The 23,679-nt window shown below is 71.8% G+C and carries 21 protein-coding genes; 9 read left to right on the forward strand and 12 right to left on the reverse strand.

Annotation, left to right across the window (positions count from 1 at the left end; translation table 11 throughout):
• Positions 1-37: 37 nt before the first annotated feature.
• The 3 genes from O3597_RS11520 to O3597_RS11530 form a co-directional block, all read right to left on the reverse strand.
• Positions 38-2,896, reverse strand: coding sequence for a LuxR family transcriptional regulator (locus tag O3597_RS11520; RefSeq protein ID WP_281604136.1), 2,859 nt, complete (start codon positions 2,894-2,896; stop codon positions 38-40).
• A gap of 136 nt (positions 2,897-3,032) precedes the next feature.
• A complete protein-coding gene (locus O3597_RS11525) occupies positions 3,033-3,455 on the reverse strand; it encodes an OsmC family protein (protein WP_164447028.1) in 423 nt (140 codons plus the stop codon).
• A 125-nt stretch (positions 3,456-3,580) separates the two neighbouring features.
• The gene (locus O3597_RS11530; RefSeq protein WP_164447029.1) at positions 3,581-4,219 is read right to left on the reverse strand and encodes a nitroreductase family protein; all 639 of its coding nucleotides are present in this window, start codon (positions 4,217-4,219) and stop codon (positions 3,581-3,583) included.
• 76 nt (positions 4,220-4,295) lie between these two features.
• Here O3597_RS11530 and O3597_RS11535 point away from each other — a divergent pair, with 76 nt between their 5' ends.
• Positions 4,296-5,429 (forward strand): histidine kinase, encoded by a 1,134-nt coding sequence (locus O3597_RS11535; RefSeq protein ID WP_281604137.1) that lies wholly within the window; start codon positions 4,296-4,298, stop codon positions 5,427-5,429.
• Positions 5,430-5,480: 51 nt separating this feature from the next.
• Here O3597_RS11535 and O3597_RS11540 read toward each other — a convergent pair whose 3' ends face one another.
• Positions 5,481-6,539 (reverse strand): PaaX family transcriptional regulator C-terminal domain-containing protein, encoded by a 1,059-nt coding sequence (locus O3597_RS11540; RefSeq protein WP_281604138.1) that lies wholly within the window; start codon positions 6,537-6,539, stop codon positions 5,481-5,483.
• Positions 6,540-6,841: 302 nt separating this feature from the next.
• Between O3597_RS11540 and O3597_RS11545 the strand changes: the two genes are divergently transcribed.
• The gene (locus O3597_RS11545) at positions 6,842-8,185 is read left to right on the forward strand and encodes a PHB depolymerase family esterase (RefSeq protein WP_281604139.1); all 1,344 of its coding nucleotides are present in this window, start codon (positions 6,842-6,844) and stop codon (positions 8,183-8,185) included.
• Positions 8,186-8,254: 69 nt separating this feature from the next.
• Here the strand turns inward: O3597_RS11545 and O3597_RS11550 are convergent, their stop codons facing one another.
• The 6 genes from O3597_RS11550 to O3597_RS11575 form a co-directional block, all read right to left on the reverse strand.
• Positions 8,255-8,941 carry a TetR/AcrR family transcriptional regulator gene (locus tag O3597_RS11550; protein ID WP_164447032.1) on the reverse strand — a complete coding sequence of 229 codons (687 nt, stop codon included), beginning with the start codon at positions 8,939-8,941 and terminating at the stop codon, positions 8,255-8,257.
• 7 nt (positions 8,942-8,948) lie between these two features.
• Positions 8,949-10,706: an ABC transporter ATP-binding protein gene (locus tag O3597_RS11555; RefSeq protein WP_281604140.1), complete on the reverse strand. Its 1,758-nt coding sequence runs from the start codon at positions 10,704-10,706 to the stop codon at positions 8,949-8,951.
• Entirely contained in the window at positions 10,703-12,370 is a 1,668-nt protein-coding gene (locus O3597_RS11560; RefSeq protein ID WP_281604141.1) for an ABC transporter ATP-binding protein, read from the reverse strand. The genes O3597_RS11555 and O3597_RS11560 overlap by 4 nt, the downstream gene beginning before the upstream one ends.
• Before the next feature lie 266 nt (positions 12,371-12,636).
• Positions 12,637-13,029, reverse strand: coding sequence for a hypothetical protein (locus O3597_RS11565; protein ID WP_164447035.1), 393 nt, complete (start codon positions 13,027-13,029; stop codon positions 12,637-12,639).
• A gap of 132 nt (positions 13,030-13,161) precedes the next feature.
• Positions 13,162-13,485 (reverse strand): plasmid stabilization protein, encoded by a 324-nt coding sequence (locus tag O3597_RS11570; protein WP_164447036.1) that lies wholly within the window; start codon positions 13,483-13,485, stop codon positions 13,162-13,164.
• Positions 13,486-13,624: 139 nt separating this feature from the next.
• Positions 13,625-14,503, reverse strand: coding sequence for a hypothetical protein (locus O3597_RS11575; protein WP_164447037.1), 879 nt, complete (start codon positions 14,501-14,503; stop codon positions 13,625-13,627).
• Between the two features lie 180 nt (positions 14,504-14,683).
• On the opposite strand from O3597_RS11575, the gene O3597_RS11580 reads away from it, so the two are divergent.
• Both O3597_RS11580 and O3597_RS11585 read left to right on the forward strand, forming a co-directional pair.
• Positions 14,684-14,914, forward strand: a complete 231-nt coding sequence (locus O3597_RS11580) for a hypothetical protein (RefSeq protein WP_281604142.1) — start codon at positions 14,684-14,686, stop codon at positions 14,912-14,914.
• Positions 14,915-15,103: 189 nt separating this feature from the next.
• Positions 15,104-16,543, forward strand: coding sequence for a cellulase family glycosylhydrolase (locus tag O3597_RS11585; protein WP_281604143.1), 1,440 nt, complete (start codon positions 15,104-15,106; stop codon positions 16,541-16,543).
• A 69-nt stretch (positions 16,544-16,612) separates the two neighbouring features.
• Here the strand turns inward: O3597_RS11585 and O3597_RS11590 are convergent, their stop codons facing one another.
• Positions 16,613-18,058, reverse strand: coding sequence for a glucose-6-phosphate dehydrogenase (locus O3597_RS11590; protein ID WP_281604144.1), 1,446 nt, complete (start codon positions 18,056-18,058; stop codon positions 16,613-16,615).
• A 226-nt stretch (positions 18,059-18,284) separates the two neighbouring features.
• Between O3597_RS11590 and pgi the strand changes: the two genes are divergently transcribed.
• The 5 genes from pgi to O3597_RS11615 all read left to right on the forward strand — a co-directional run bounded on the left by pgi (position 18,285) and on the right by O3597_RS11615 (position 22,893).
• Complete coding sequence (pgi, locus tag O3597_RS11595) at positions 18,285-19,919, forward strand: glucose-6-phosphate isomerase (protein ID WP_281604145.1); 1,635 nt, start codon at positions 18,285-18,287, stop codon at positions 19,917-19,919.
• Between the two features lie 134 nt (positions 19,920-20,053).
• A complete protein-coding gene (locus O3597_RS11600) occupies positions 20,054-20,662 on the forward strand; it encodes an MOSC domain-containing protein (RefSeq protein WP_164447041.1) in 609 nt (202 codons plus the stop codon).
• Between the two features lie 69 nt (positions 20,663-20,731).
• Positions 20,732-21,976 (forward strand): DUF6596 domain-containing protein, encoded by a 1,245-nt coding sequence (locus O3597_RS11605; RefSeq protein WP_281604146.1) that lies wholly within the window; start codon positions 20,732-20,734, stop codon positions 21,974-21,976.
• Positions 21,977-22,078: 102 nt separating this feature from the next.
• Positions 22,079-22,453, forward strand: a complete 375-nt coding sequence (locus tag O3597_RS11610; RefSeq protein ID WP_164447043.1) for a YciI family protein — start codon at positions 22,079-22,081, stop codon at positions 22,451-22,453.
• 140 nt (positions 22,454-22,593) lie between these two features.
• Positions 22,594-22,893, forward strand: coding sequence for a BON domain-containing protein (locus O3597_RS11615; protein ID WP_164447375.1), 300 nt, complete (start codon positions 22,594-22,596; stop codon positions 22,891-22,893).
• A gap of 126 nt (positions 22,894-23,019) precedes the next feature.
• Here the strand turns inward: O3597_RS11615 and O3597_RS11620 are convergent, their stop codons facing one another.
• On the reverse strand, positions 23,020-23,589 hold the full coding sequence (locus O3597_RS11620) for an STAS domain-containing protein (protein WP_164447044.1): 570 nt from the start codon (positions 23,587-23,589) through the stop codon (positions 23,020-23,022).
• Positions 23,590-23,679: the final 90 nt, after the last annotated feature.

Here is a 23,679-nt window from a genome sequence, read left to right on the forward strand (position 1 = left end):
CGGGCGGCAGGAGGCGCCGGCGGCGCGGATCCGTGACCTACGCGGGTGGTCCGTGCTCGGCGGCTGCCTCGGTGAGTCGACGGGCCATCGCGGTGCGGGAGTGCACGTGGAGCTTGGCGAAGACCCGGTTCAGGTGGGACTCGATGGTCCGCGGGCTGAGATGGAGTCGCGCGGCGATCTCCTTGTTGGTCAGGCCGGTCGTCGCCAGGCCCGCGATCTCCCGCTCCCGGGCGGTGAGGGCGCCGTCCCCGGCCGGCCGCCCGGCGCCCGCCGCACCGGCGGCGCGGTGTCCGGAACGCGGGCAGCCGGCGGCGCGGTGCCCGGCGAGCACGGCTGCGGCCCAGACCGCACCACAGGCCCGGTAACCGGTGTCGGCGCGGTCGAACGCGGCGGCACCGGGTCCCGGCCTTCCCGCGCCGAGGTACGCGACACCGGCGAGGTGCCGGGACAGCGCCTCCTCCATCGGGGTTCCGGCCGTCACGAAGCTGGCCGCTGCGTGCTCGGCCAGCACCGTCGCCCGGTCCGGATCCGCCGTCCGGTACGCGGCGAAGGCCCGGGCGAACCGGGCCAGTCCGATCTCGTACGGCAGATCGGCGGCCGCGGCCCGGCGTTCCGCCCGCCTACCGACCCGGGCGGCCGTGGCGTGATCACCCTGCCCGGCCGCGACGACGGTCGCGACCACGTCCCGGGCCACCAGCACCGGTGGATGCCTCGACGGCGGTGTCGCCGGCTCGGTGAGCAGGTCGGCACCGCCGCCCCAGTCGCCCGCGACCGCCCTGGCCAGGGCCAGTTCCACCCGGTTGATCCGCCACCATGCTCGGGAGCGGGGCTGCCCGACGATCACCTCGGTACCCACACTGCCCGGGTCGCCGCCGAGGCGGGCCGGCGCAGGGTCGACCAGGGCAGCGGCCGGGCCGGCGGTCCACAACACCGGGCGCAGGCGGACCGCCGCCGCCATCGCGGCCATCTCCGTGCTGCCCACCCGCTCGGCGGCGGCCCGCGCCTGCTCCGCCGCCCGCACCGCCCGGGTCAGCCGGCCAGCACGGGCGTGCACCAGCGACTCCATGACGAGCAGGTACGGCGAGGCGCTGCTCGGCCCGAGGCCGTCCAGGATCCGTCGCGCCCGGGCGAGATGTCGGTCGGCGTCGGCGTAGTTGCCCAGCTGGATCTCGACAAGCGCCAGTGGTGAGACGATTTCGACGTACGGGCGCAGATCGGCGTCGCCGGTGGCGTCCACGGCGACGACGGCGTCGGCGAGCTGCTCGCGGGCCGACCTGGCGCAGCCGAGGTACAGGGTGGCGAGCGCCCGCAGCGTCAGCGCCGCCGCCACGAGCGCCGACCGGTGCTCGTCCAGCAGTTCGAGGGCCCGCTGCGCGTGGTGCACCGCCGAGGTCGGCTCCTCCCGGAACGCGTCCACCGCCGCCAGTTCCACGTGCAGTTTCGCCTCCTCGACCGGGTCGAGCCCGCCCCGACGCAGTTGTGTGCCGAGCGTCGCGGCCGCCTCGGCGAAGTCGCCGAGCTGCCGGGCCACCGCCACACTGAACGTCTCGGCACGCCGCCGCACCGGCCCGTCGGCACGCCGCAGCCGTTGGAGCACCTCACGGCTGCGGGCCAACTCGCCGCTGCGGCCGAGGGCCCGGGCGTACCACATCGCCACCTCGGCACGCCGCCGGTCGCCCGGACCGGCGTCCGGCATGATGCGCAGCGCGGCGCCGAGCCAGCGGGCCGCCTGGGCGGGGGCCTCGTGCGTGAACGCGACACCCGCGTCGACCAGTGTGGCCACCGCGACCTCGTCGCCGTCGCGGGCGGACCGTTCCGTGTGGTGCGCCACCAGTTGCCGGGACGCTCGGCGGCCACGCAGGTAGTCGGCGGTGCGGGTGTGCGCCTCGAACCGCCAGGCCGCGCCGGTCAACGCGTACGCCGCGGCCCGCATCAGCGGGTGTCGATAGCGCAGCCGCCCGCCGTCCGCGTCGAGCAGGCCGAGCCGCCCGAGCTGGTCCACCGCCGCGGTGACCATGGACATCGGCAGGCCGGCGACGTGTCTGACGAGATCGATGGTGGTGTGGTCGCCGACCACCGCGGCGATGTGGGCGACCCGCTGCACCGGCGGTTGCTGGGCGGTGATCTCGGCGGCGAGTCCGGCCAGCACGGATCGCCGCGATCCGGCGAGGCGGTCGGCGTCGACCGGGTCGTGCCGGTGGGCCAGCCTCGCCAGGGAGTCCAGCTCATCGTCGTCCAGCCGGGACAACGCCTGGATGTACAGCGGATTGCCGAGGCTGGCCCGCAGGATCAGCTCCCGGCGACGACGCGGCACGCCGACCAGCAGCACGTCCAGGCTGGCCGCGTCCAACGGCGGAAGGTCGATCAGGGTGGCGGCCGGGCCGAGCCGCGCGATGGCGTTGACCAGCCGTGCCGGTGGGCAGGCGCTGCGGAACGCCACCGCGAGCAGCACCGGCACCGGTGGTGGACTGCCGAGCAGGTGCTCGGTCAGCTCCAGCGACGCCGAGTCGGCCCAGTGCACGTCGTCGAGCAGCAGTGCGGCGCCCGGTGCCGGTGTCCGGGTGAGCATCCGCCGCACCGCCGCCGGCACCGATGACGCCGCGTCGTCCGGACCCCCGTCGGCCGCCTCCACCATCTCGGCGAAGAGCCCGAACGGCACGCCCTGCTCGTACTGGGTGGCCCGGCCGGTGCGAACCAGCAGCCCCGCGTCGGCGGCCCGTCGCGCCAACTCGCGGAGAATCCGGGTCTTGCCCAGGCCCGCCTCGCCGCACACCTCGACCGCCACGGATCGTCCGGCGCGTACGGTAGCCACCGCCGCGTCCAGCGACTCCACCGCGGCCGCCCGGCCCACCAGCACCGGATCGAGCCGGAATCCCACCTCTCGGCTGGCCGTCATCACGCCTCCCCACGGGGAGTGTCACAGCGACAGCCATCGGTGACCATCAACTATCGGCCGGTTCGTCGGCGGCGGCGCCGGTGCCGGATCGTCGCCGGATCGTCGAGGTCGTCGGTGCGGCCCCGGGCTCGCCGCTTCACTGGATGTCGACCTCGATCTGGGGCGTGTGCAGCAGCGTGTTGTGCACCGTGCAGTGGCTCGCCACGGCACGCAACGCGGGCCACTTGTCCGGTGGCAGGTCGGTCGGTGGTCGTACGGTGATCCGGATGGCGGCGACCCGGGCCGGTCGGTCGGTGGCCAGATCGAACGACGCGGTCACCACCAGACCGGCCCGATCGTGTCCGTGCCGGCTCAGGTAGCGCCCGGCGTAGAACGCGACGCAGGCGGCGAGCGAGGCGGCGAACAGCTCCGTGGGGCTCGGTGCGGTGTCGGCACCACCCGCGTCGACTGGTTGATCGGCGAGCAGTCGGTGATCGCGTACCCGGATCTCGTACGCTTCTCCGGCTCGAAACCGCACGTCGATCGGGTCCAGGCCGACCCTGCCGTCCGTGGTTGTCATGGCTCCTCCTCGGGACGTCGTCACTCCCATCCCATCCCCGAGGAGGCAGGATCGGCAGGGCCGTTGGGCCCGGCGTGACCCGCCGGTGGACAGCCGTCCGACCGGACCGACACGGTGCCGCCTGGTCAGGCGTTGCCCCACTGGCCACGGTGGATGACCGTGCTGGCGGCGCGGCGGCGAGCGGCGACGGCGGGATTCTGCGGTGGCAGGTCGTCGGCGCGGTAACCGACGCAGATGCCGCCGATCGGCGCGTACTCGTCGGGGATGCCGAACTCGGCCTTGAAGGCGGCCGTGTGCGCGGGGACGTCGACCTCGGGCGTGGAGTACTCACCGGTGACCGGCATGATGCCGAAGAAGCAGGCGTCAAGTCCCTCGTCGACGGCCGTGAGCAGCATCATCAGCGCCGCCATGCCGGTGTCGATGTACCAGTAGGGTGCCGGCCAGCGGGCCTCCGACCGGTCGGCCCAGCCCTTGTCGGCCTCGGCGTACCGGGCGAGGTAGGCCGCCTTGTGCGCGAGCGGTACGACCACCAGGGGCGCGTTCTGCATCGTGGGGGTCTGCGCGACACGGGTCGGCACGAAGGGCCAGAATCTGGCCCGGTCGGCCGGATCGGTGAGGGCGAGGAAGGCCCAGCCCTGCGAGAAGCCGGCTGACGGTGCCCGCAACGCGCTGGCCAGGATCGTCTCGATGACCTCGGGACTGAGCGGCCGATCGGCGTAGTGCCGCACCATCCGGCGGCGACGGATAACCTCTGCGAACTGCATGCGGGCGATCCTGCCACCCTTTTCCGGGCACCGCCGCCGCTGGTGGTCGAGGTTCGGCCGGCCGTACGATCGGCTGGTGCGGGAGCTGCTGCGGTCGTGGTGGCACGAGCCGCGGCCCACGGGTCCGGCGCGCGGATGGCGGGACTGGTCACTGGTCGTCGTGTTCATGGCGACGGCTCTGCTGGAGGGTGTCGTACGCGCGGACCTGCCGGCACCGACGGTCGTACCGGTCCTGATCGGCGTCGGTCTCGCCCCGGTGCTGCTCTGGCGACGGACCAGGCCGTTGCTCATGGCGGCGGTCGCCTTCCCGGTCTGCGCCACCGGCGAGGCCGTGGTGGGCGGCGATCTCGGTCTGCACACGCTGGCCTTCCTGCTGATCCTGGTGTTCTCGCTGTCGCGGTGGGGCTCGGGACGCGAGGCGGTACTCGGAGGGGCCGTCGTCGCCGCGAAGATCACGCTGTCCGTGGCGGCCGATCACCTCGGCCCGGGCGACGCGCTGGCCGGGGCCGGGGTGGTGTCGGCCGCGCTCGCGCTCGGGGCCGCGCTGCGTTACCGGGCCCGCGCCCGTCAACGCGAGTTCGAGCAGGTCAAGCTGCTGGAACGGGAGCGGCTGGCCCGCGACCTGCACGACACCGTCGCCCATCACGTGTCCGCGATGGCCGTGCGGGCCCAGGCGGGGCTGGCGGTGCTCGACACGCAACCGGACGCCGCCGCCGACGCGCTACGGATCATCGAGGCCGAGGCGACCCGGGCGCTTGTCGAGATGCGCGCGATGGTGCGGGTGTTGCGCCGCGACGAGCCGGCGGACCGCGCACCGGCTCCCCGCATCACCGATCTGGAACGGCTGGCCAGCCGGTCCGCGCACGGCCTGGCCGTCGAGGTGGAGTTGTCCGGCGACCTCGACGGGTTGCCGGCGCCGGTGGCCACCGCGATCTACCGGCTGGCCCAGGAATCCGTCACCAACGCCCGCCGACACGCCCGGCGTGCGACGCGCGTCGTGGTGCGGGTCGCCCGCGACGCCGAGGTGGTGCGGCTACGGGTGAGCGACGACGGAGAGGTGCCGAGTCCTCGCGGGTTCGGACCGACCGGTTTCGGGCTGATCGGCATGCGCGAGCGGGCCCATCTGCTCGGCGGCTCCGTCGACGCCGGACCGGACGTCGAGCGCGGCTGGACGGTCACCGCGACGCTGCCGTGCACCGTGCCGGCCTGACGCGCCGCGCGCGAGAGCCCTCGGGCCGAACCCGGCATCCAGCCGACCGGGTCAGCTGGGCCGGGGCCCGACCGTCACCTCGTCGCAGTCCACGGCGGAGTCCGGTGTCTCCCATTCGGCTGGTGGTGCGCTCGCCGCCGAGGTGGTGCCGGCGGCACCGCGAACCCCGGCGATCAGGTCGGCGGTGGTGTGGGCCCGGACGCCGAGCGGTGTGCTGTCGGTGAACCGCCCGACGACCGCTCGGACGTGCTGTTCGGCCGGGTGCGCGAGACCGTCGTACACGGCCGCGAACAGATCGCGGGCCGGCTGCCTGAGCCAGCCGGCCGGCAGCAGTTCCACCGGCAGCTGCGGGTCGAGGGTGGGAAAGCGGCGGAAGGTGTCCATCACCTCGGTGCGTGCCCGCACCGCTGCGGCACCGTCCACCTGCCCGGCGCTGACCAGCGGCAACAACGATGTCCAGCGGTCCAGGAACGCCGCGTACTGCCGGGTGATGGCGTCGATGTCCCAGGCCTCGATGGGCGCACGGTCGCTGGTCGACCCCAGCGCGTTCTGGCGACCGCGGAAGACCGTGACGGTGCCGAGGGTCAACTGTTCCAGCTGCGCCCGCGCCCGGGGCGTCAGTTCGGACGGCGAGACCCACAGGCCGTCGTACAGCGGCGCGTATCCGAGCCAGCGGAGCTGGCTGCGCAGCGCCCGGCGCTGGGTGCTGTGATCCTGGGGCAGCGAGAAGGCCACGATCGTCCAGCACCCGTCCCACGGCGCCGCGGTGGTGGTGGAGGTGAGGATCCAGTTGCCTCCGCTGGAGAGGTTGGCGGCGGCGGCGCGGCTGAGTCGGTACGAGCTGCGGCGTCCGTGGCGACTGCCTTCGAGCACACCACGGCGGGCCAGCCGGCTGATCGCGGTACGGGCGCCGGCGGTGGTCACCCCGGACTCGATGAGCAGCGCGACGATGGCGGCGGACGGCAGCGCGGCACGGGTCCGCAGGGTGTAGTCCGCCAGCAGCGTCATGGCGAAACCCTGGGGCGAGTTGCCCACCTGTCGCCGGGGCATCCGCAGCGCGTTGCTCCCGTCGTCGGAATAGATCTCCTCGATGTGGAACGGGCTGTTCACGGGCGCTCCGGAGTCGACTCGGGGACGGGGTTATCGACTGTAGATGGACGCCGATGAACCAGTCCGTCGACCGGGCCGGGAACCACGGCACAGTTGATCGAGGTTCGTCGATTGACACTTCCTGGGCCCAGGAGAACAATATCTGCTACACGACGCCACTCGGAGCCGGGCAGGGCAAGCCAGACGTGGTGGACGAGCGGGGGACTTGGGCGCACCCGCGAGCACACGCGGCGGGCACACGTCACCGCCGCCGTCGCACCGACCGATCCCAGCCTGCATTCAGGCGTTCGAAGGAGTCGTCCGTGAAAATCAGAAGGAAACTACTGCTCGGCGTGGCCATGTCGCTGGTCGCGGCCGGCCTGGTGGTGCCCACGTTCAGCCCCGCGTACGCGGCCTCGCTGACCGAGGTGACCAGTTTCGGTGACAACCCCGGCCGGATGCGCATGCACATCTACGTGCCGGACAACCGACCGGCGCGGCCGGCGACGGTGGTGGCCATGCACGGCTGCGGCGGTTCCGGCCCCGGCTTCTACTCCGGAAGTGAGTTCGCCAGCCAGGCCGACCGGTACGGCTTCATCGTGATCTACCCGTCCGCGACCCAGCAGGCCGGCTTCGGCAACTGCTTCGACGTGTGGTCGGACGCCGCCAAGCGCCGCGGCGGCGGCAGCGACCCGGTCTCGATCATGTCGATGATCCGGTACGCGCAACAGCAGCACAACGCCGACCCCGACCGGGTCTACGCGACGGGCAGTTCCTCCGGCGGCATGATGACCAACCACATGCTGGCCCTCTACCCCGACGTGTTCAAGGCCGGCGCCGCGTTCATGGGAGTGCCGTTCAACTGCTTCGCCAACGCGGCGGACTACCCGCCCGGCAGCAGCCAGTGCACCGGCGGCAACATGAACCGGACCCCGCAGCAGTGGGGTGACGCGGTGCGCCAGGCGTACCCCGGTTACTCCGGTCCGCGTCCCCGGGTGCAGCTGTGGCACGGCACCAATGACACGCTGGTGCCGTTCTCACTGCTCCAGGAGGCCGTCGAGCAGTGGACCAACGTGTTCGGCCTCAGCCAGACGCCCACCTCCACCGACACGCCGCAGGCCAACTGGAACCGCCGCCGGTTCGCCGACAGCGGTGGCACCGTCCAGGTCGAGGCGTACAGCATCCAGGGCGCCGGGCACAGCCTGCCCTCCGGCGGCATGGCCGCGGCCGCCGTCCAGTTCTTCGGTCTGACCAACCCGAACCCGACCACCCCGCCGCCGAACCCCACCACCCCGCCACCCAACCCGACCACGCCGCCGCCGAGCCCGACCACGCCGCCGCCGGGTTCCGGTGCCTGCCGGGTGACCGTCGCCGTGAACGCGTGGAACACCGGGCTCACCGAGAACATCACCATCACCAACACCGGCACCAGCGCGATAAACGGCTGGTCGCTGGTGTTCACCCTGCCCGGTGGGCAGACCATCACCGGCGGTTGGAACGCCACCTACTCCCCCAGCTCGGGGCAGGTGACGGCGCGCAACGTCTCGTACAACGCCAGCATCGCGCCCAACGGATCGCTGACGATCGGCTTCCAGGCCACCCACACCGGTAACACCGCCAGGCCCAGCTCGTTCACCCTCAACGGGGCGTCCTGCACGGTCGCCTGACCCCGTCGGTGCTCCGGGGACGGTACGTTTCGCGTACCTCCCCGGAGCACCCACGCCGACCCGGCGCGTCTACGGCCGCACCCGGGCACCCTGGGCGAGCAGCCCGTCGACGAGGGCCCGGAGGCCGTCGACATAGGTGTCACGGGGGGCCAGCACCGCCCAGCGGTCACCCAGCGCGGCGAGGTGCGGCAGCTTCCCGGCGTCGATGGTGCCGAAGAACGCCCCTTGACGGGTGACGGCGTCGCCCTGACCCCGACGCGCGGTGTGCGACCGGACGAGAATCTCCCCGACGGTGTAGTACCAGATGCTGCGAAAGACGTAGACGGCGTGCTCGGGAGTGCAGCCGTGGTCGACGGCGCCGGCCACGACCGCCTCGACCAGCCCCAGGGGCGAGTCACCGAGCCGGGCGATGAATCCGTCGGTGGTGAGGACCTCGGCGGCCCACGGCCACGCCGCCAGCGCATCGTGGATCGTCGCCGCCGCGACGATGACGCGCTCCCGTGGCTCATCGGGCAGCCGAGGGCGGGAGACCTGTTCCCCGTACTCGTTGATCAGAAGAAGCAGCAGGTCCTCTTTGTCCTGGACATGGTGATAGAGAGTGGTCGCTCCCACACCGATCTCGGCGGCCAGCTTGCGGATGGTCAGCCGCTCCCACCCGTCGCGATCGATGAGGCCACGCGCGGCGGCCAGGATCTGGGCACGAGAGGTCGTCGGCGGTCTGCCAGGCCTGGGGCGCGGCGCATCGGCGTGGGGCACCGCCCCATCATGCCCCTTCGCCGTCCGAGGCCCGTCGAGGTGACGGCGCCGCACCAGGCACGCCCGACGCGGTGGACAGGCTCCAGAAGTCGGCGTAGCGACCGCCACGACGCAGCAGTTCCTCGTGGCTGCCCTCCTCGACGACCCGTCCGTCGTCGAGGAAGACGACCCGGTCGGCGCGCCGGACGGTCCGCATCCGGTGCGTGACCATGATCACCGTCCGTCCCGGCATCAGCCGTTCGATGCCCTCGTGAACGGCCGCCTCGTTGACCGGATCGAGCGCCGAGGTCACCTCGTCGAGCAGGACGATCGGTGCGTCCCTCAGCAGTGCCCGCGCGATCGAGACCCGCTGGCGCTCACCGCCGGACAGCGACGCGCCGCCTTCGCCGACGTTCGCCCCCCAGCCGCCGGGCAGCCGCTCGACGACCTCGTCCAACCGCGCGGCGGTCGCCGCCGCCCGCACCTCGGCGTCGCCGGCGTCGGGGCGACCGAGCCGGACGTTCTCCTCGATGGTGCCGTCGAAGAGATAGACGTCCTGGAACACGATGGCGATCTGTGCCAGCAACACGCCCGGGTCGATCCGCCGCACGTCGACACCGCCCACCCGTACCGCTCCCGACTCCACGTCGTAGAAACGGGCGATCAGCTGGAGCAGGGTGCTCTTGCCCGCGCCGGACGGACCGACGACGGCCATCCGCTGCCCCTGCGGCACCGACAGCGACACACCGTCGAGCACCGTGCGATCACCGTGGCGGAAGGTGACCGCGTCGAACTCCAGATCGAACCGCCGCGGCCGTACCGGCCGATCCGGTTCCGGCAGCGGCTCGGTGCGCAGCACCGTGTCGAGCCGCGCCAGCTCGGCGCGGGCGGCGCGTAGCTTGCCGCCGGTGTCCGACAGGGACAGCAGCGGGTCCGCAGCTCGGGCGGCGAGCACCAGAACGGCCAGGATCTCCGCGCTCCCGATGTCGCCGCCGAGCGCGAGATGGCTTCCCAGGACCAGAAGGGCGGTGAAGACGGCCTGCACGGTCAGGGTCAGACCCACCACGGCGGGCAGCACCGAGATCGTCTGCCGGCGGGCGGCCCGCTCCACGTCCCGCAGCGCGTCGTCGAGCAGGGCGAACCGCTCGCCACCGCGGCCACCGGCCCGCAGCACCGGCTGGGCCTGGAGGTACTCGATGACCCGGGCGCTGGCCTCGTGGTCCCGCGCGGCGTGGTCGGCGTCGTTGGCCGTCATCAGCCGCGCGGTCCACCGCTGGGTGAGTACCACAAGTGGTGCCGCCACCAGCGCGGCCAGCCCGAGTTGCCAGTTGAACACGGCGATCACGGCCACGATCGTCAGCGGTGTCACGCAGGCGGAGATGAACGGCCCGAGCAGGTGCGCCGACACACCCATCGCCGTCAGCAGCCCCCGGCTGGCCAGCACGGACACCTCGCCCACCCGGGCGGCGTCGTACCAGCCGACGGGCAGCCGGGCCAGGTGTTCACCGAGGCCGTGGTACATGCCCCGCAGCATCGTGGTCCCGACGCGCATGCCGGACAGGTCGCTGGTGTAGCGCAGCACCGCGTAGGCCGCGACGGAGGCCGCGAACGCGACCAGCCACGGCCCGGCATCCGACGGGTTGTCCCCGAACAGCGCCCGCAACACCGGCACCAGCAACGCGTAGAGCAGGCCCTCCAGCACCGCGGTCACCGTCATCAGGGCGACCGTACGACGCATCGGCGTGGCGTACTCGTCGCCGAGCACCCGCAACAGCAGACTGATCATCGGGAGAGGTCCTCCTGCCGGGTCCGCCAGAACGCGGCGAACGTTCCGTCCCGGGCGAGCAGGTCGGTCGGTCTGCCCCGCGCCGCGACCACCCCGTTCTCGAGCAGCACGACCTGGTCGGCGTCGGCGACGGTCTCCAGGCGGTGGGCGATGACCAGGACGGTCCGGTCGCGCAGCGTCGACAGGGTCTGCCGGACGGCCTGATCGGTCCTCGGGTCGGCGAAGGCGGTCGCCTCGTCGAGCACCAGGACGGGCGGGTCGGCGGCCAGGGCACGCGCGATGGCGATGCGTTGCGCCTCGCCGCCGGAGAGCGTGGCGTCCTGGCCGAGTACGGTCTCGTAGCCGTTCGGCAACGCGAGGATGCGTTCGTGGATGTGCGCCAGCCGGGCGGCGCGCGTGATCTGCTCGGCGGTCGCGTGCGGGACCGCCAGCGCGATGTTGTCCGCGACCGACGCGCGCAGCAGCCGGACGTCCTGGAGGACGAAGGAAACCCGGCGGTAGAGCTCCCTGGCGTCGATGTCACGCAGGTCGACACCGCCGAGGCGCACCGAACCGTGCGTCGGGTCGAAGAACCGGGGCAGCAGTTGCCCGAGCGTGGACTTTCCGCTGCCGGACGGTCCGACCACCGCGGTGAGCGTGCCCGGCTCCAGCGTCAGGTCGATCCCGCGCAGCACCTCGGGGCCGTCGTCGTAGCCGAACCGGACGTCGCGCAGCTCCACCCGGTTGTCCTGCGGGGTGGCCGGGCACGCGGGCTGCGGCAGCACCCCCACCCCGAGGACCTCGCGGATGCGGCCGACCGCGCGGCCGGCGGCCTGCATGTCGTCGAAGCCGTGGCCGAGGGCCGCGACCGGTGCGGTGAGTCCCAGCCCGAGCAGCAGGAAGGGCAGCAGGTCCACCGGCACCAGGTCACCGGAGGTGATCCGCATCGTGCCGCCGATCAACACCACCAGCAGCACGAAGGGCGGCGACAACGCCAACTGCATGCCGGCGGCGACGGCGGAGACACCGCGTACCCAGTGGGTGAAGATGTCGACGAACTCGTCGGCGGCGGTGCGGAACCGGTGGTGCGCACGCTCGGCGCCACCGAACGCCTTCACCACGGCGATGCCCTGCACGAACTCGACGACGGAGGTGGCGATCCGGCCCATCGCCGCGTCGAAGTCCCGCTGCTCCCGGGTACGGGCCGCGGTCATCAGCAGCGGCACGTGAGCGAGGGCCAGCGCCACCGGGATCAGGGTGATCAGAGTGAGTCGCCAGTCGACGGTGAGCAGGTAGGCGAGCGACACCAACGGCACGACGAAGGCGGAGACCAGTTCGCCGGGAGCATGGGCGATGAACGGGTGCACGGCGGCGACGTCGTCACCGACCACTCTCGCCAGTTCGCCGCTGCGGCGGCGGGCGAGCCAACCGATGGGTGCCTGCCCGAGGCTACGGGCCAGTGCCCGGCGCAGCGAGAGCTGCACCCTGCCGTCGAGGACGTGACCGAGCCCGGACGAGGCACCCGTGAACACCAGCCGGACGAACAGACCGGTCGCACCGAGGGCCACGGCGGTCCACACCCGTTCGGTGTCGACCGGGCCGGGTGACACCAGGGCACGGCCCAGCTCGATCACCGCGAACAGCGGTGCCAGTCCGGCGACGGCGCCGACGACCTGCAGGACCACGACGGCCGCGAAGCTCGGGGCGTGAGGGCCCAGCAGAGCCGCCGTGCTCGCCGGCTGCCGCCCGGTGGGATCGCCGCCCGGTGACGGCGATGACCGCTTCGCGTCCGCAATGGAGTGAGTCGCGCCCATCGCCGTCCCCCGTCCACATTTTCAAACGTGTTCGAGAATACGGTACCCCGAGCCCGCCCACCGTGTGGTCCGGCTGTTGTGGACTCGCTGTCCGCGGCACGGGCGCTGGCACGGGGAACTCCCCCGCCCCCCCGCCGTCAGGGGCGGGCAGCCCGGTCGGCCGAGCCCTCCTCGGGGCCGGCGAGCAGCCGGTCGGGCACGCGCATCCGCCACGCGTCCGTGATCAACTCGTCCAGCCGCTCGACGGTGACCGCCGCCAGACGCACCATCACCAGCGGCAGCCCGTGGTAGGCGGGCGTGGTGAAGAACAGCGACGGTTCGCCGAGCAGCAGTGCCTGTTTCTCGGCCTCGTCGCCGACGTACAACACGGCGATGTCGGTCCGGATGACGCGGGGCTTGCCCGGTCGGCGCTCGGGATAGGACCAGACGAAGCCCTGGTCCGCGACCCGGAAGTCGAAACCGTCACTGTCGATCTCCACGGCGTGCGGTAGCGCCAGGGCCAACCGGCGGACGTCGGCGGCGTCAGCCATCGTCCACCCCTGAGATCACCGATCGCGGCATGCCGAGAGGTTAGCCGCCGGCTCCGACAGCGACGCCGCGTCGGGGCGACGGCCCACCCCGTTCTCGTACGTGGCGGGCCGTCGGCTCAGCGGGCCGTCGCGTCAGCGGGACAGGGCCCGCTCCAGTTCCGCCTTCGACATCGACGAGCGGCCCTTGACGCCACGCTTCTTCGCCTCGTTGTACAGCTGTTCCTTGGTGCGCCCGCCGGCGCCTTGATGCGAACGCTTGCCGCCTCGGTGGCCCGACGAGACATCGTCGATCGACGATCGGCTCGCGGTCCGCGCCTCACCGGAACGGGCCCGCTCCTTGTTCACCGTACGTGCCGCGATCTCCTCGGCCCGGCCGGTGGACACGCCGCGCTTCTTGGCGCTGGCCTTGATGTGTTCGTACTGCCGTTCTCTCTTCGGACTGGATCCCGCAGGCATGGAGTGCCTCCCTCCACCGACAGTGGTCAGTGGTCAGATGCCCCACCGTCGGCCACCGAAACACCCGGCGCGCGAACCCGCCCCGCAACCGGGCGGCGGGGCGGACACGGCCCGCCCCGCCGCCGCGGGTGCCGGTGACTCAGGAGGTGAACTTGTCCAGCGCCAGCTCGATGGCGCCGCTGTCCGGCTGGGCGTACGCCCGCATGGTCTCCTTGTTGTAGGAGATGAAGCTCGGGCAGCGCACCGCCGGGGCGTTGACCCGCCCACCCTCACCGATCTTCTCGCCGGTCCTGGCGGCGTAGAAGGTGAGCGTGTAACGCGAGGAGACGTAGTCGACGGTGACCTGCTTGTCGTCGCGGTCCTTGTACTGGCACTTGCGGGGCGTACCCTCGCTGCCCTGCTCGAAGGTGAGGCAGCCGACGACGGAGACCGACGCCCACTCGGAGGTCTTGGCGTAGTACTGCTTGTCGAAGCCCACCGACTTGCTCAGCCAGGACTCCGGACGCTCCGGCGAGTTGGCGAACGTGTAGACCTTGGTGCCCTTCGCCCCGGTGTAGGGCGCGGCGTTGAGGATCGGGCTACCTTCGCACACGGCGGACATGTCGCTGGAGTTGCGGGCGGTCACCGCGTTGTTGTTGTCGGGCTGCTGCTCGGCGGGGGGAACGATCGACGGCGCGTCGGTCGGGACGACGGGCGCCTCGCTGCGCTGCCCGGCGACCGGCTCCCCCTCGTCGTCGCCGGCCAGCACGAAGAAACCGATCACTCCGCCACAGGCGACGAGCACCGCCATCACGGCGGCACCGATGCCCAGACCGAGCCAGAGGCCCTTGTTCGAGGACTTCGTCGGCTGCGGCCCGTAGGACGGTGGCGGCGGCACCGGCGCCCCGTACGGCGAGGGGTAGCCGGCCGGGGCGACCGGCGAGCCCGGCGGGCCGACCGGAGAGCCGGGTGGTGTGCCCCAGGGGGCGGCGTTCGGATCCGGCTGTTGCCCACCGTACGGAGGGTGGCTGTCACTCATCTGATGCCCTTGTCGAAGTCGAGAGGTTACCTGGCCGATGATCAGGGTCAGGTTAGTGAGCAGCGCAAGTCCGGACGCCATCGACTCCCCGGCCATCCAGTTGACGGACCTCGTGCGTGGGTTGACCGGTGTGCCGACGTCGCGCGGCGGGTACCTGTCGGAGACGCAGAGGAGGACGAGATGACGACCGACCCGAGGTACACGCCGATCGCAATGACCGGGACCGGCAAGCTGGTCGACGAAGACGGCGACACCGGCACCGAGTTGGTCAGCGCGGACGACGCGGCGGCCGACGCCGCACGAGCCGGCGCCGACATCGATCTGACCCCGGCAGACCGGGACTCCGATCCGACCCCCGTCGGCGCGGCCGATGCCGAGGCGGACCGGCGACGCGCCGCTGGCGAGGACTGAGTCGGACCCCGCCCATCTGTGGCCCCGGAACGTGTTCCGGGGCCACAGTTGATCGATCGTTTCGATGTATCGAAATATTGCGTTCTGGTTTCGACCCGTCGTAGGCTGCTGTGGGAGCGCTCCCGGCCTCCTCGTCCACTGCCGCCGGAGTGCCGTACCACCACCACGACCAGATTGCGACGGTCCACCATGAAGCAACCTCCACGCCGCCTGCGGCGCCTGCTGGTCGCGGCCGGCGCCGTCGGCGCGTTGACCCTCGGCGCGTTGACGGTCCTGCCCACCGCCAACGCGATGGCCGCGACCGGCTGCTCCGTGACCTACACGACGAACAGCTGGTCCGGCGGGTTCACCGCGAGCGTCAGCGTCACCAACCTCGGCGACCCGGTCAACGGCTGGACACTCGGCTTCAGCTTCCCCGACAGCGGCCAACGGCTCACCCAGGGCTGGTCGGCCACCTGGAGCCAGAGCGGCAGCTCCGTCACCGCACGGAGCGCGAGCTGGAACGGTTCGCTCGGCACCGGAGCCAGCACCAACATCGGCTTCAACGGCAGTTTCACCGGCGCCAACCCGGCACCGAGTTCGTTCACGCTCAACGGCACGGTGTGCACGGGCTCGACCACGCCGACCACTCCCCCGCCCACGACGCCGCCGCCCACCACGCCCCCGCCCACCACGCCCCCGCCCGCCGGTCAGACTCCGGTGGCCATCAACGGGCAGCTGCGGGTGTGCGGTGTCAACCTCTGCAACCAGTACGGCCGGCCGATCCAACTGCGCGGCATGAGCAGCCACGGCATCCAGTGGTTCGGGAACTGTTACAACAACGCCTCCCTCGACGCGCTCGCCACCGACTGGCGCGCCGACCTGTTCCGCATCGCGATGTACGTGCAGGAGCAGGGCTACGAGACCGACCCCGCGGGCTTCACCAACCGGGTCAACAACCTGGTCGAGGAGGCCACCCGGCGCGGCATGTACGCGATGATCGACTTCCACCTGCTCACCCCGGGTGACCCGATGTTCAATCTGGAGCGGGCCAAGACCTTCTTCGCCGCCGTCTCCGCCCGGCACGCCGCGAAGAACAACGTGATCTATGAGATCGCCAACGAACCCAACGGGGTGAGCTGGTCGACCATCAAGAACTACGCCGACCAGGTGATCCCGGTGATCCGGGCCAACGACCCGGACGCGGTGGTCATCGTGGGCACCCGCGCCTGGTCTTCGCTGGGTGTCTCCGAGGGCGCCAACCACACCGAGATCGTCAACAACCCGGTGAACGCCAGCAACGTCATGTACGCGTTCCACTTCTACGCCGCGTCGCACAAGGACAACTACCGCGCCGAGGTGGAGCGGGCCGCCGCCAGGCTGCCGCTGTTCGTCACGGAGTTCGGCACGGTGGACTACACCGGTGACGGGGGTGTCGACCTGACCAGCAGCGCCCAGTGGCTCGACCTGCTCGACCGGCTGAAGATCGGCTACGCGAACTGGACCTTCTCCGACAAGGCCGAGGGCAGCGCCGCGTTGCGGCCGGGCACCTGCAACGGCAGCTCCTACACCGGCACCTCGGTGCTCACCGCCTCCGGGGCCTTCATGCGCGAGCGCATCCGCACCCCGGACAACTTCCCCACCAGCTGATCCGAGCGCACCACCACCACGCGGCCCCGGCGGTGAACCGCCGGGGCCGCACCAGGTGCGGGGTCGGGCTCAGCTTTCGTCGGGCACCGGACCGATGAGCGAGTCGGCCGGCCCGGTGGAGCCCGCCCGGTACTCCTGCAGCGGCACCGCACCGGCCTTCCAGGCAGCCAGCACCGGCTCCACGATGCGCCAGCACTCCTCGGCGACGTCGGCGCGGACCGACAGGGTCGGATCACCCTCGAAGGCGCCGCGCAGCACCTCGCCGTACGCGGGCAGGTCGCCGGGGCCGAACGCCGCCGTCAGGTTCACCTGTTCCAGTTCGAAGGGATTCCCCGGACCGTTGATGTTGAGGTCCAGGCCGAGCCGGTCCGGTCCGAAGCCGATCCGGAGCCGGTCCGGCCGGTCGTAGCCGGTCAGGCCGTCGGGTACCCGGGTCGGCTGCTTGAAGGTGATGATCGCCTCCTTGCGTACCGCGTCCATCGCCTTTCCCGAGCGCAGCCGGAACGGCACTCCCGCCCAGCGCCAGGTGTCCACCGTGACCGCCAGTTCCGCGAGCGTCTCCGTGCCCCGCGCCGGGTCGACGCCGGGCTCGTCGGCGTAGTTCGGCAGCCGCCGACCGTCGATCTCCCCTGCGGTGTACCTCCCCCGCCGGCTGGCGGCCACCGGATCGTCACGCCACAGCCGGGTGGCCCGCAGCACCTGCGCCTTGCGTCCCCGCACCTCCTCGGACCGCAGGGTCGGCGGCGGGTCCATGGCCAGCAGGGCCAGCACCTGGAGCAGGTGCGACTGCACCATGTCCACCAACGCGCCGGCACCGTCGTAGTAGCCCGCCCGTCCTTCCAGGCCGAGGGTCTCGTCGAAGACGATGTCCACGCAGGCCACGTGTGCGGAGTTGAGCACCGGCTCGAAGATGCGGTTGGCGAAGCGCAGGCCGAGCAGGTTGAGCACCGTCGACTTGCCGAGGAAGTGGTCGATCCGGTGGACCTGGTTCTCCGGCACCAGAGTGGCCAGCAGTTCGTTGAGCGAGCGGGCCGAGATCCGATCGACGCCGAAGGGCTTCTCCAGCATCAGCCGGGTGCCGGGTGGCACCCCGATCCGGGCCAGCGCGGCGGCCGACCGGGCGGTCACCAGCGGCGGCAGCGCGAAGAAGATCACCAACGGCCCGGTGCAGCAGCTCAGCAGCGACCGCAGGTCCTCCTCGCGCGTCACGTCGGCGGGCACGTAGCGCGACTCGCGGATCACCTCCGACTCCAGCGGCCCGACCGCGCCGACGGCGCCGAAGGAGTCGGTCACCCGGCGCCGCCAGCGCTCGTCGTCCCAGCCGTCCATGCCGCTGCCGATCAGCCGCAATCCGGGCACGGAACCGGTGGCCAGCAGCCGGCCCAGGCCGGGCAGCAGCAGGCGTCCGGTCAGGTCGCCGCTGGCGCCGAGCACCAGCAGTGTCTGCCGTACGCCGGAGGCGGCGGTCGCTGCGGGGACAACAGCTGCGGGGGCGCTCGATGCCGGTGTCGTCATGCCACCACCATGCCCTGTCCCGGCGATCGGCAAGCACCGGACCCCGGGGACTCGCCGGCCGTTCGCCCACCGCACCCGGGTACGTGCGGATCGTCACCCTGTGGCGCCGGAGTCGCACCGGTCGTGGTGTCGGGCGGGCGAGCCGATCTTCGTGTGGCAGTCTGGTCACCGTCGGCCGGGACGAGGCCGGCGACGTGCCCGATCCTGCGAGGAGACGATCGATCCGATGGCTGCGGACGTCACCAGCACCGACGAGTGGCAGGCCCTGCGCAAGCACGCCGACGAGCTCCGCGGGACCCACCTGCGTGAGCTGTTCGCCACCGATCACGACCGGGGCCGACGGTTGACCGTCGAGGTGGCCGACCTCTACGTCGACTACAGCAAGAACCTGGTCACCGACGAGACGCTGCGCCTGCTGATCGCGCTGGCCGAGCGGGTCGGGCTGACCGATCGGATCGCCGCGATGTTCGCCGGAGCCCACATCAACGGCACCGAGGATCGCGCGGTGCTGCACACCGCGCTGCGCCTGCCGTCGGACGCCGCCCTCACCGTGGACGGGCAGGACGTGGCGACGGACGTCCACGCGGTACGGCGCCGGATGGCCGAGTTCGCCGAGAAGGTGCGCTCCGGTCAGTGGCGCGGGCACACCGGCGAGCGGATCCGCACCGTGGTCAACATCGGCATCGGCGGCTCCGACCTGGGGCCGGTGATGGCGTACGAGGCGTTGAAGGCGTACCGCGACGTCGGTCTGAGTTGCCGATTCGTCTCGAACATCGACCCCACCGACATCCACGACACGGTCGCCGACCTGGACCCGGCGAGCACGTTGTTCGTGGTGGTGTCGAAGACCTTCTCCACCCAGGAGACCCTGGCCAACGCCGAGCAGGCCCGGCACTGGCTGCTGGCCGGCCTCGACGCCGACGCCGACGCGGTGGCCCGTCACTTCGTCGCGGTCAGCACCAACGCCCAGCGGGTGTCGGACTTCGGCATCGATCCGGCCAACATGTTCGGCTTCTGGGACTGGGTGGGCGGTCGGTACTCGCTGCCCTCGGCGGTGGGCCTGTCGGTGATGCTGTCGATCGGGCCGGCCGGCTTCGACGAGATGCTGGCCGGCTACCACGCCGTGGACGAGCACTTCCGCACCGCACCGCCGGCCGCCAACGCGCCGGTGCTGCTCGGCCTGCTGAACGTCTGGTACACCAACTTCCTGGGCGCGCAGACCCACGCGGTGCTGCCGTACTCGCAGTACCTGCACCGGTTCCCCGCCTACCTGCAACAGCTCACCATGGAGAGCAACGGCAAGTCGGTACGCACCGACGGTCGCCAGGTGTCCTACGACACCGGGGAGATCTTCTGGGGCGAGCCCGGCACCAACGGCCAGCACGCCTTCTACCAGCTGCTGCACCAGGGCACCCGGCTGGTGCCGGCGGACTTCATCGGGTTCAGCGAACCCAACCACGACATCGGCGACATGCACGACCTGTTCATGTCGAACTTCTTCGCCCAGACCGCGGCGCTGGCCTTCGGCCGGACCGCCGAGCAGGTGGCGGCCGAGGGTACCGCCGCCGACCTCGTGCCCCACAAGGTGATGGCCGGCAACCACCCGACCACGTCGATCGTGGCCGACCGCCTCACTCCGGCCACGCTCGGCCAACTGGTCGCCCTCTACGAGCACATCGTGTTCACCGAGGGTGCGATCTGGGACATCAACCCGTTCGACCAGTGGGGTGTCGAGCTGGGCAAGGTGATGGCCAATCAGCTCGCGCCGCTGCTCACCGGCGAGGCGGCCGACCTGACCGAACTGGACTCGTCCACCGCAGCCCTGATCTCCCGCTACCGCGCCCAGCGCAACCGCCCCTGACCGGCGACAGACGTCCGCTCATGGCGGCCACTGCCGCGAAGGGCGTGGTCCGGCGAGGAGACAGTTCCTCGTTCGGGTCTCGCGCTTCGAAAACAGCTTGGACTCCGCTGGCGCGCGTCGGGCACAGTCAGAGCGTGACGAACTCCATCACCGTACGCCACCGCTCCATGGATGAGATCGTGGCAGGTCTGCACCTCGTGCGGCGCTCCCCCCGAGGCGTCGGCACCCTGGCACTGGCCGTCCGCCGGCCGGCCGTCGACGTCCGGGAGGTGCTGTCCCAGGCCGAGCTGGACACCACCGTCGGGCTGGTCGGCGACAGCTGGAGTCAACGGCCCAGCTCACGGACGACCGACCGATCACCGCACCCCGACATGCAGCTGAACGTCATCAACTCCCGATTCGTCGAGCTGATCGCCGGTCCCGACCGGGACTCCTGGGCACTCGCCGGTGATCAGCTCTACGTCGATCTCGACCTGAGCTTCGACGCCCTGCCAGCCGGTACCCGCCTGGCGATCGGTGACCAGGCCGTCATCGAGGTGACCGACCAGCCGCACAACGGTTGTGCCAAGTTCGCCGCCCGGTTCGGGCGCGACGCCCACAAGATCGTCTGGAGCGAGGAGGGCCAGCAACTGCGCCTTCGCGGTCTCAACGCCCGGGTGGTCGTCGGTGCGACGATCAAGGAAGGCGACACCGTACGACAACTGCCCGCCGACCCCGGCCCGCCGGCCACCCGGCTGCCGTGACGGGATCCTGCGGGACGGTGCCGAACGGCGTGGCCGTTCGTGGAGTTGCGTCCGAGCACTGGGTGAGCCGTGCCCGGTCTGCCCGTTGAGCAGGCGATCACCCGTGCCCACCGGGAGGAGTGGGCGCGGGTGGTCGCCGGCCTCGCCCGCCGTTTCGGTGACCTCGATGTCGCCGAGGAAGCGGCGGCCGAGGCGTTCGTGGCGGCCGTGGAGCGGTGGCCGCGCGACGGCGTACCACCCAATCCCGGCGGTTGGCTCGTCACCACCGCGACCCGCAAGGCGATCGATCGACTCCGGCGGGACTCGCAGCGCGACGCCAGGCACCGGGCGGCCAGGATCGCGTACGACGACACCCCGGCCGAGCCGACCGGCCCGGTCGAGGACGACCGGCTCCGGCTGGTCTTCACCTGCTGCCACCCGGCGCTGGCGATGGAGGCTCGGGTGGCGCTCACCCTGCGCCTGCTCGGCGGCCTCACCGTCGGCGAGATCGCCCGTGCCTTCCTGGTGCAGGAGCCCGCGATGGCCCGACGGATCACCCGCGCCAAGGCGAAGATCAAGGCGGCGGGCATTCCCTACCGGGTGCCCTCGGCCGACGACATCCACGAGCGGCTCGCCGGTGTGCTCGCCGTCGTCTATCTCGTCTTCAACGAGGGCTACCTGCCCGGGCAGGGAACCGAGCCGCTGCGCGTCGACCTCACCGACGAGGCGATCCGCCTGGGCCGGCTGCTGCGGACCCTCCTGCCGGACGACGGCGAGGTGGCCGGCCTGCTCGCGCTGATGCTGCTCACCGATGCCCGGCGACCGGCGCGTGTGTCCGCCACCGGGGAACTGGTGACCCTCGACGAGCAGGACCGCAGCGTCTGGGATCGCATCCGGATCGCCGAGGGCAACGCGCTGCTCGGCGAACGGATCAAGGTGATGACGGCCGGCGGTGCCGCACCCGGGCGCTACCAGGTGCAGGCGGCGATCAACGCGGTCCACACGAACGCGCCCACCAGCCGCGACACCGACTGGTCCACCCTGGTGGCGCTCTACGGCAGCCTGGCGCAGCTCGATCCCTCGCCGGTCGTGTGGCTCAACCGGGCCGTCGCGGTCGCCGAGGTCCACGGCCCCGAGGTCGGGCTCGCGGAGATCGACGCGCTCGGCGAGGCCCTCGACGGCTACCACGCCTTCCACGCCGTCCGCGCCGACCTGCTGCGGCGGCTCGGACGTGACGGCGACTCACGGACGGCGTACGACCGGGCCATCGGTCTCGCCGGCAACCCCGCCGAGCAGGCCTATCTCACCCGCCGTCGCGACCAGCTCGCCGGCTGACCGGTGGGAAAATCGTCCGGCACCTTGTCCGATGGGCGGCGGGTCGCTCGTGGATCAGGTGAGAGGCGGCCGGAGGGGCCGCCGGGACAAGGGAGTTCTGCGATGGCCCGGTACTTGATCTCGTTCAACGACGGCGCGATGGACCACATCCCCGACGAGGACTGGCCCGACGTGGGCAGGGCGGCGCACGCGGTGACCCAGGAGGCCGTGAACGCCGGGGTGTTCGTGTTCGGCGCCGGACTACAGCGGCAGCGGGCCAGCGTCGTGGGCACGGACGGGCTGGTGACCGACGGCCCGTACCCGGAGACCAAGGAGGTCATCGGCGGATTCGTGGTCGTCGACGTGGCAGAACGCGAGGAGGCGCTGGCCTGGGCCGCCAAGATCGCCGTCGCCTGCCGGTGCGCGCAGGAGGTTCGGCAGCTCATGCCGGACCCCGAAACCGACGAGATGCTCCGCCAGGCTGGCCGACCAGGCTGAGCTTCCACCGTTCGGTGGTGACTGTCATCCAACTGTCATCCAACCGTGCGGTCGACTCCAAGGTCGTTGCGCAAGGTGGTGGTCGATCGGGACGGCGCGTCGGGTCGCCGGCGTCAACGACGAAGGAGACCGCTGTGGTGATGCCGTGGCCCTGGCCGATGCCCGACGATCACTCCTTCCGCGCGCTGTGGGACGAGCCGCAGCACCACGACGAGGATGTCCGGCTCGCCGCTCTGGTCGCCCAGCGGCTCAGCGCGGACTGGTCGACCCGCCGGCAGCAGATCACGGTGATGGTGCAGAACCGGGTCGTGATCCTCACCGGCCTGGTCGCCAGCGCCGAGACCCGACGGGCGGCCGGCGAGTTGGCGTGGGACGTCGAGGGTGTGACGGACGTCTGCAACGCGCTACGGCTGGCCGGTCACCGGCGCGGGCGCCACTGAGCCTCGGCTCGTCCACGGTGCCCGGCACCGGCGCCGTGGACGAGCCGAACCCGACGAACCGTTTGCGCGTCGTCGACAACGAACTGACCGCCCGAATCACGCACGGGCCGGGCCCGGCATCGTCGGCTACTCGGCGGCGTCCGCACCCGCCGCGCGGCCCTGGAGCCGGGCGAGCGCGTCGGCGCGGGTGTCCGCGACCGGGAACACCTCGTCCAGCCGGGTGACCCGGAGCACCTGACGGATCAGCGGTGACCTCGACGCCACGCAGAGCAGTGCGCCGCGCTCGGCGGCGTGCCGGTGGGCGCGGACGAGCAGCCCGAGTGCGGTGGAGTCGAGCAGGTCGGTCCGACCGAGGTCCACCAGGACATGCCCGCCCATGTCAGCGGCGTGCCGCAACGCGATGCCCAGGGTGTCACCGGTGTCGACGTCGACGTCGCCGGCGACGGTCACCACGGTGACGGCTCCGAGGTGCTCGATGCCGAGGATGCCACCGGGCACACCGGCAGCGGCGGGACCGAGCTCGGTGCAGTGCGCGCAGCGGTGCGGTCCGTGAGCCAACGGGGAACCGCTCCAGCCGTGCTCGGACACCAACGGCCAGACCACCTCCGCGTCGGAGGCCATCCGCGGCCCGGCGACCGTGTCACCGCAGTTGTCACAGGTCAGGGTGACCAGATGGTCATCCAGTACGACGGCCATGGCGTGCTCCTTCCCAGGTCGGAGGGGTCGGGGTCCCACCCTGCCGGGGGCAGGTGGCGGGCACCGCGCGGACACATGACGGTTGGGTGA

Origin of the sequence: Verrucosispora sp. WMMA2044 (genome assembly GCF_027497155.1) — a bacterium.
Lineage (GTDB): Bacteria > Actinomycetota > Actinomycetes > Mycobacteriales > Micromonosporaceae > Micromonospora > Micromonospora palythoicola.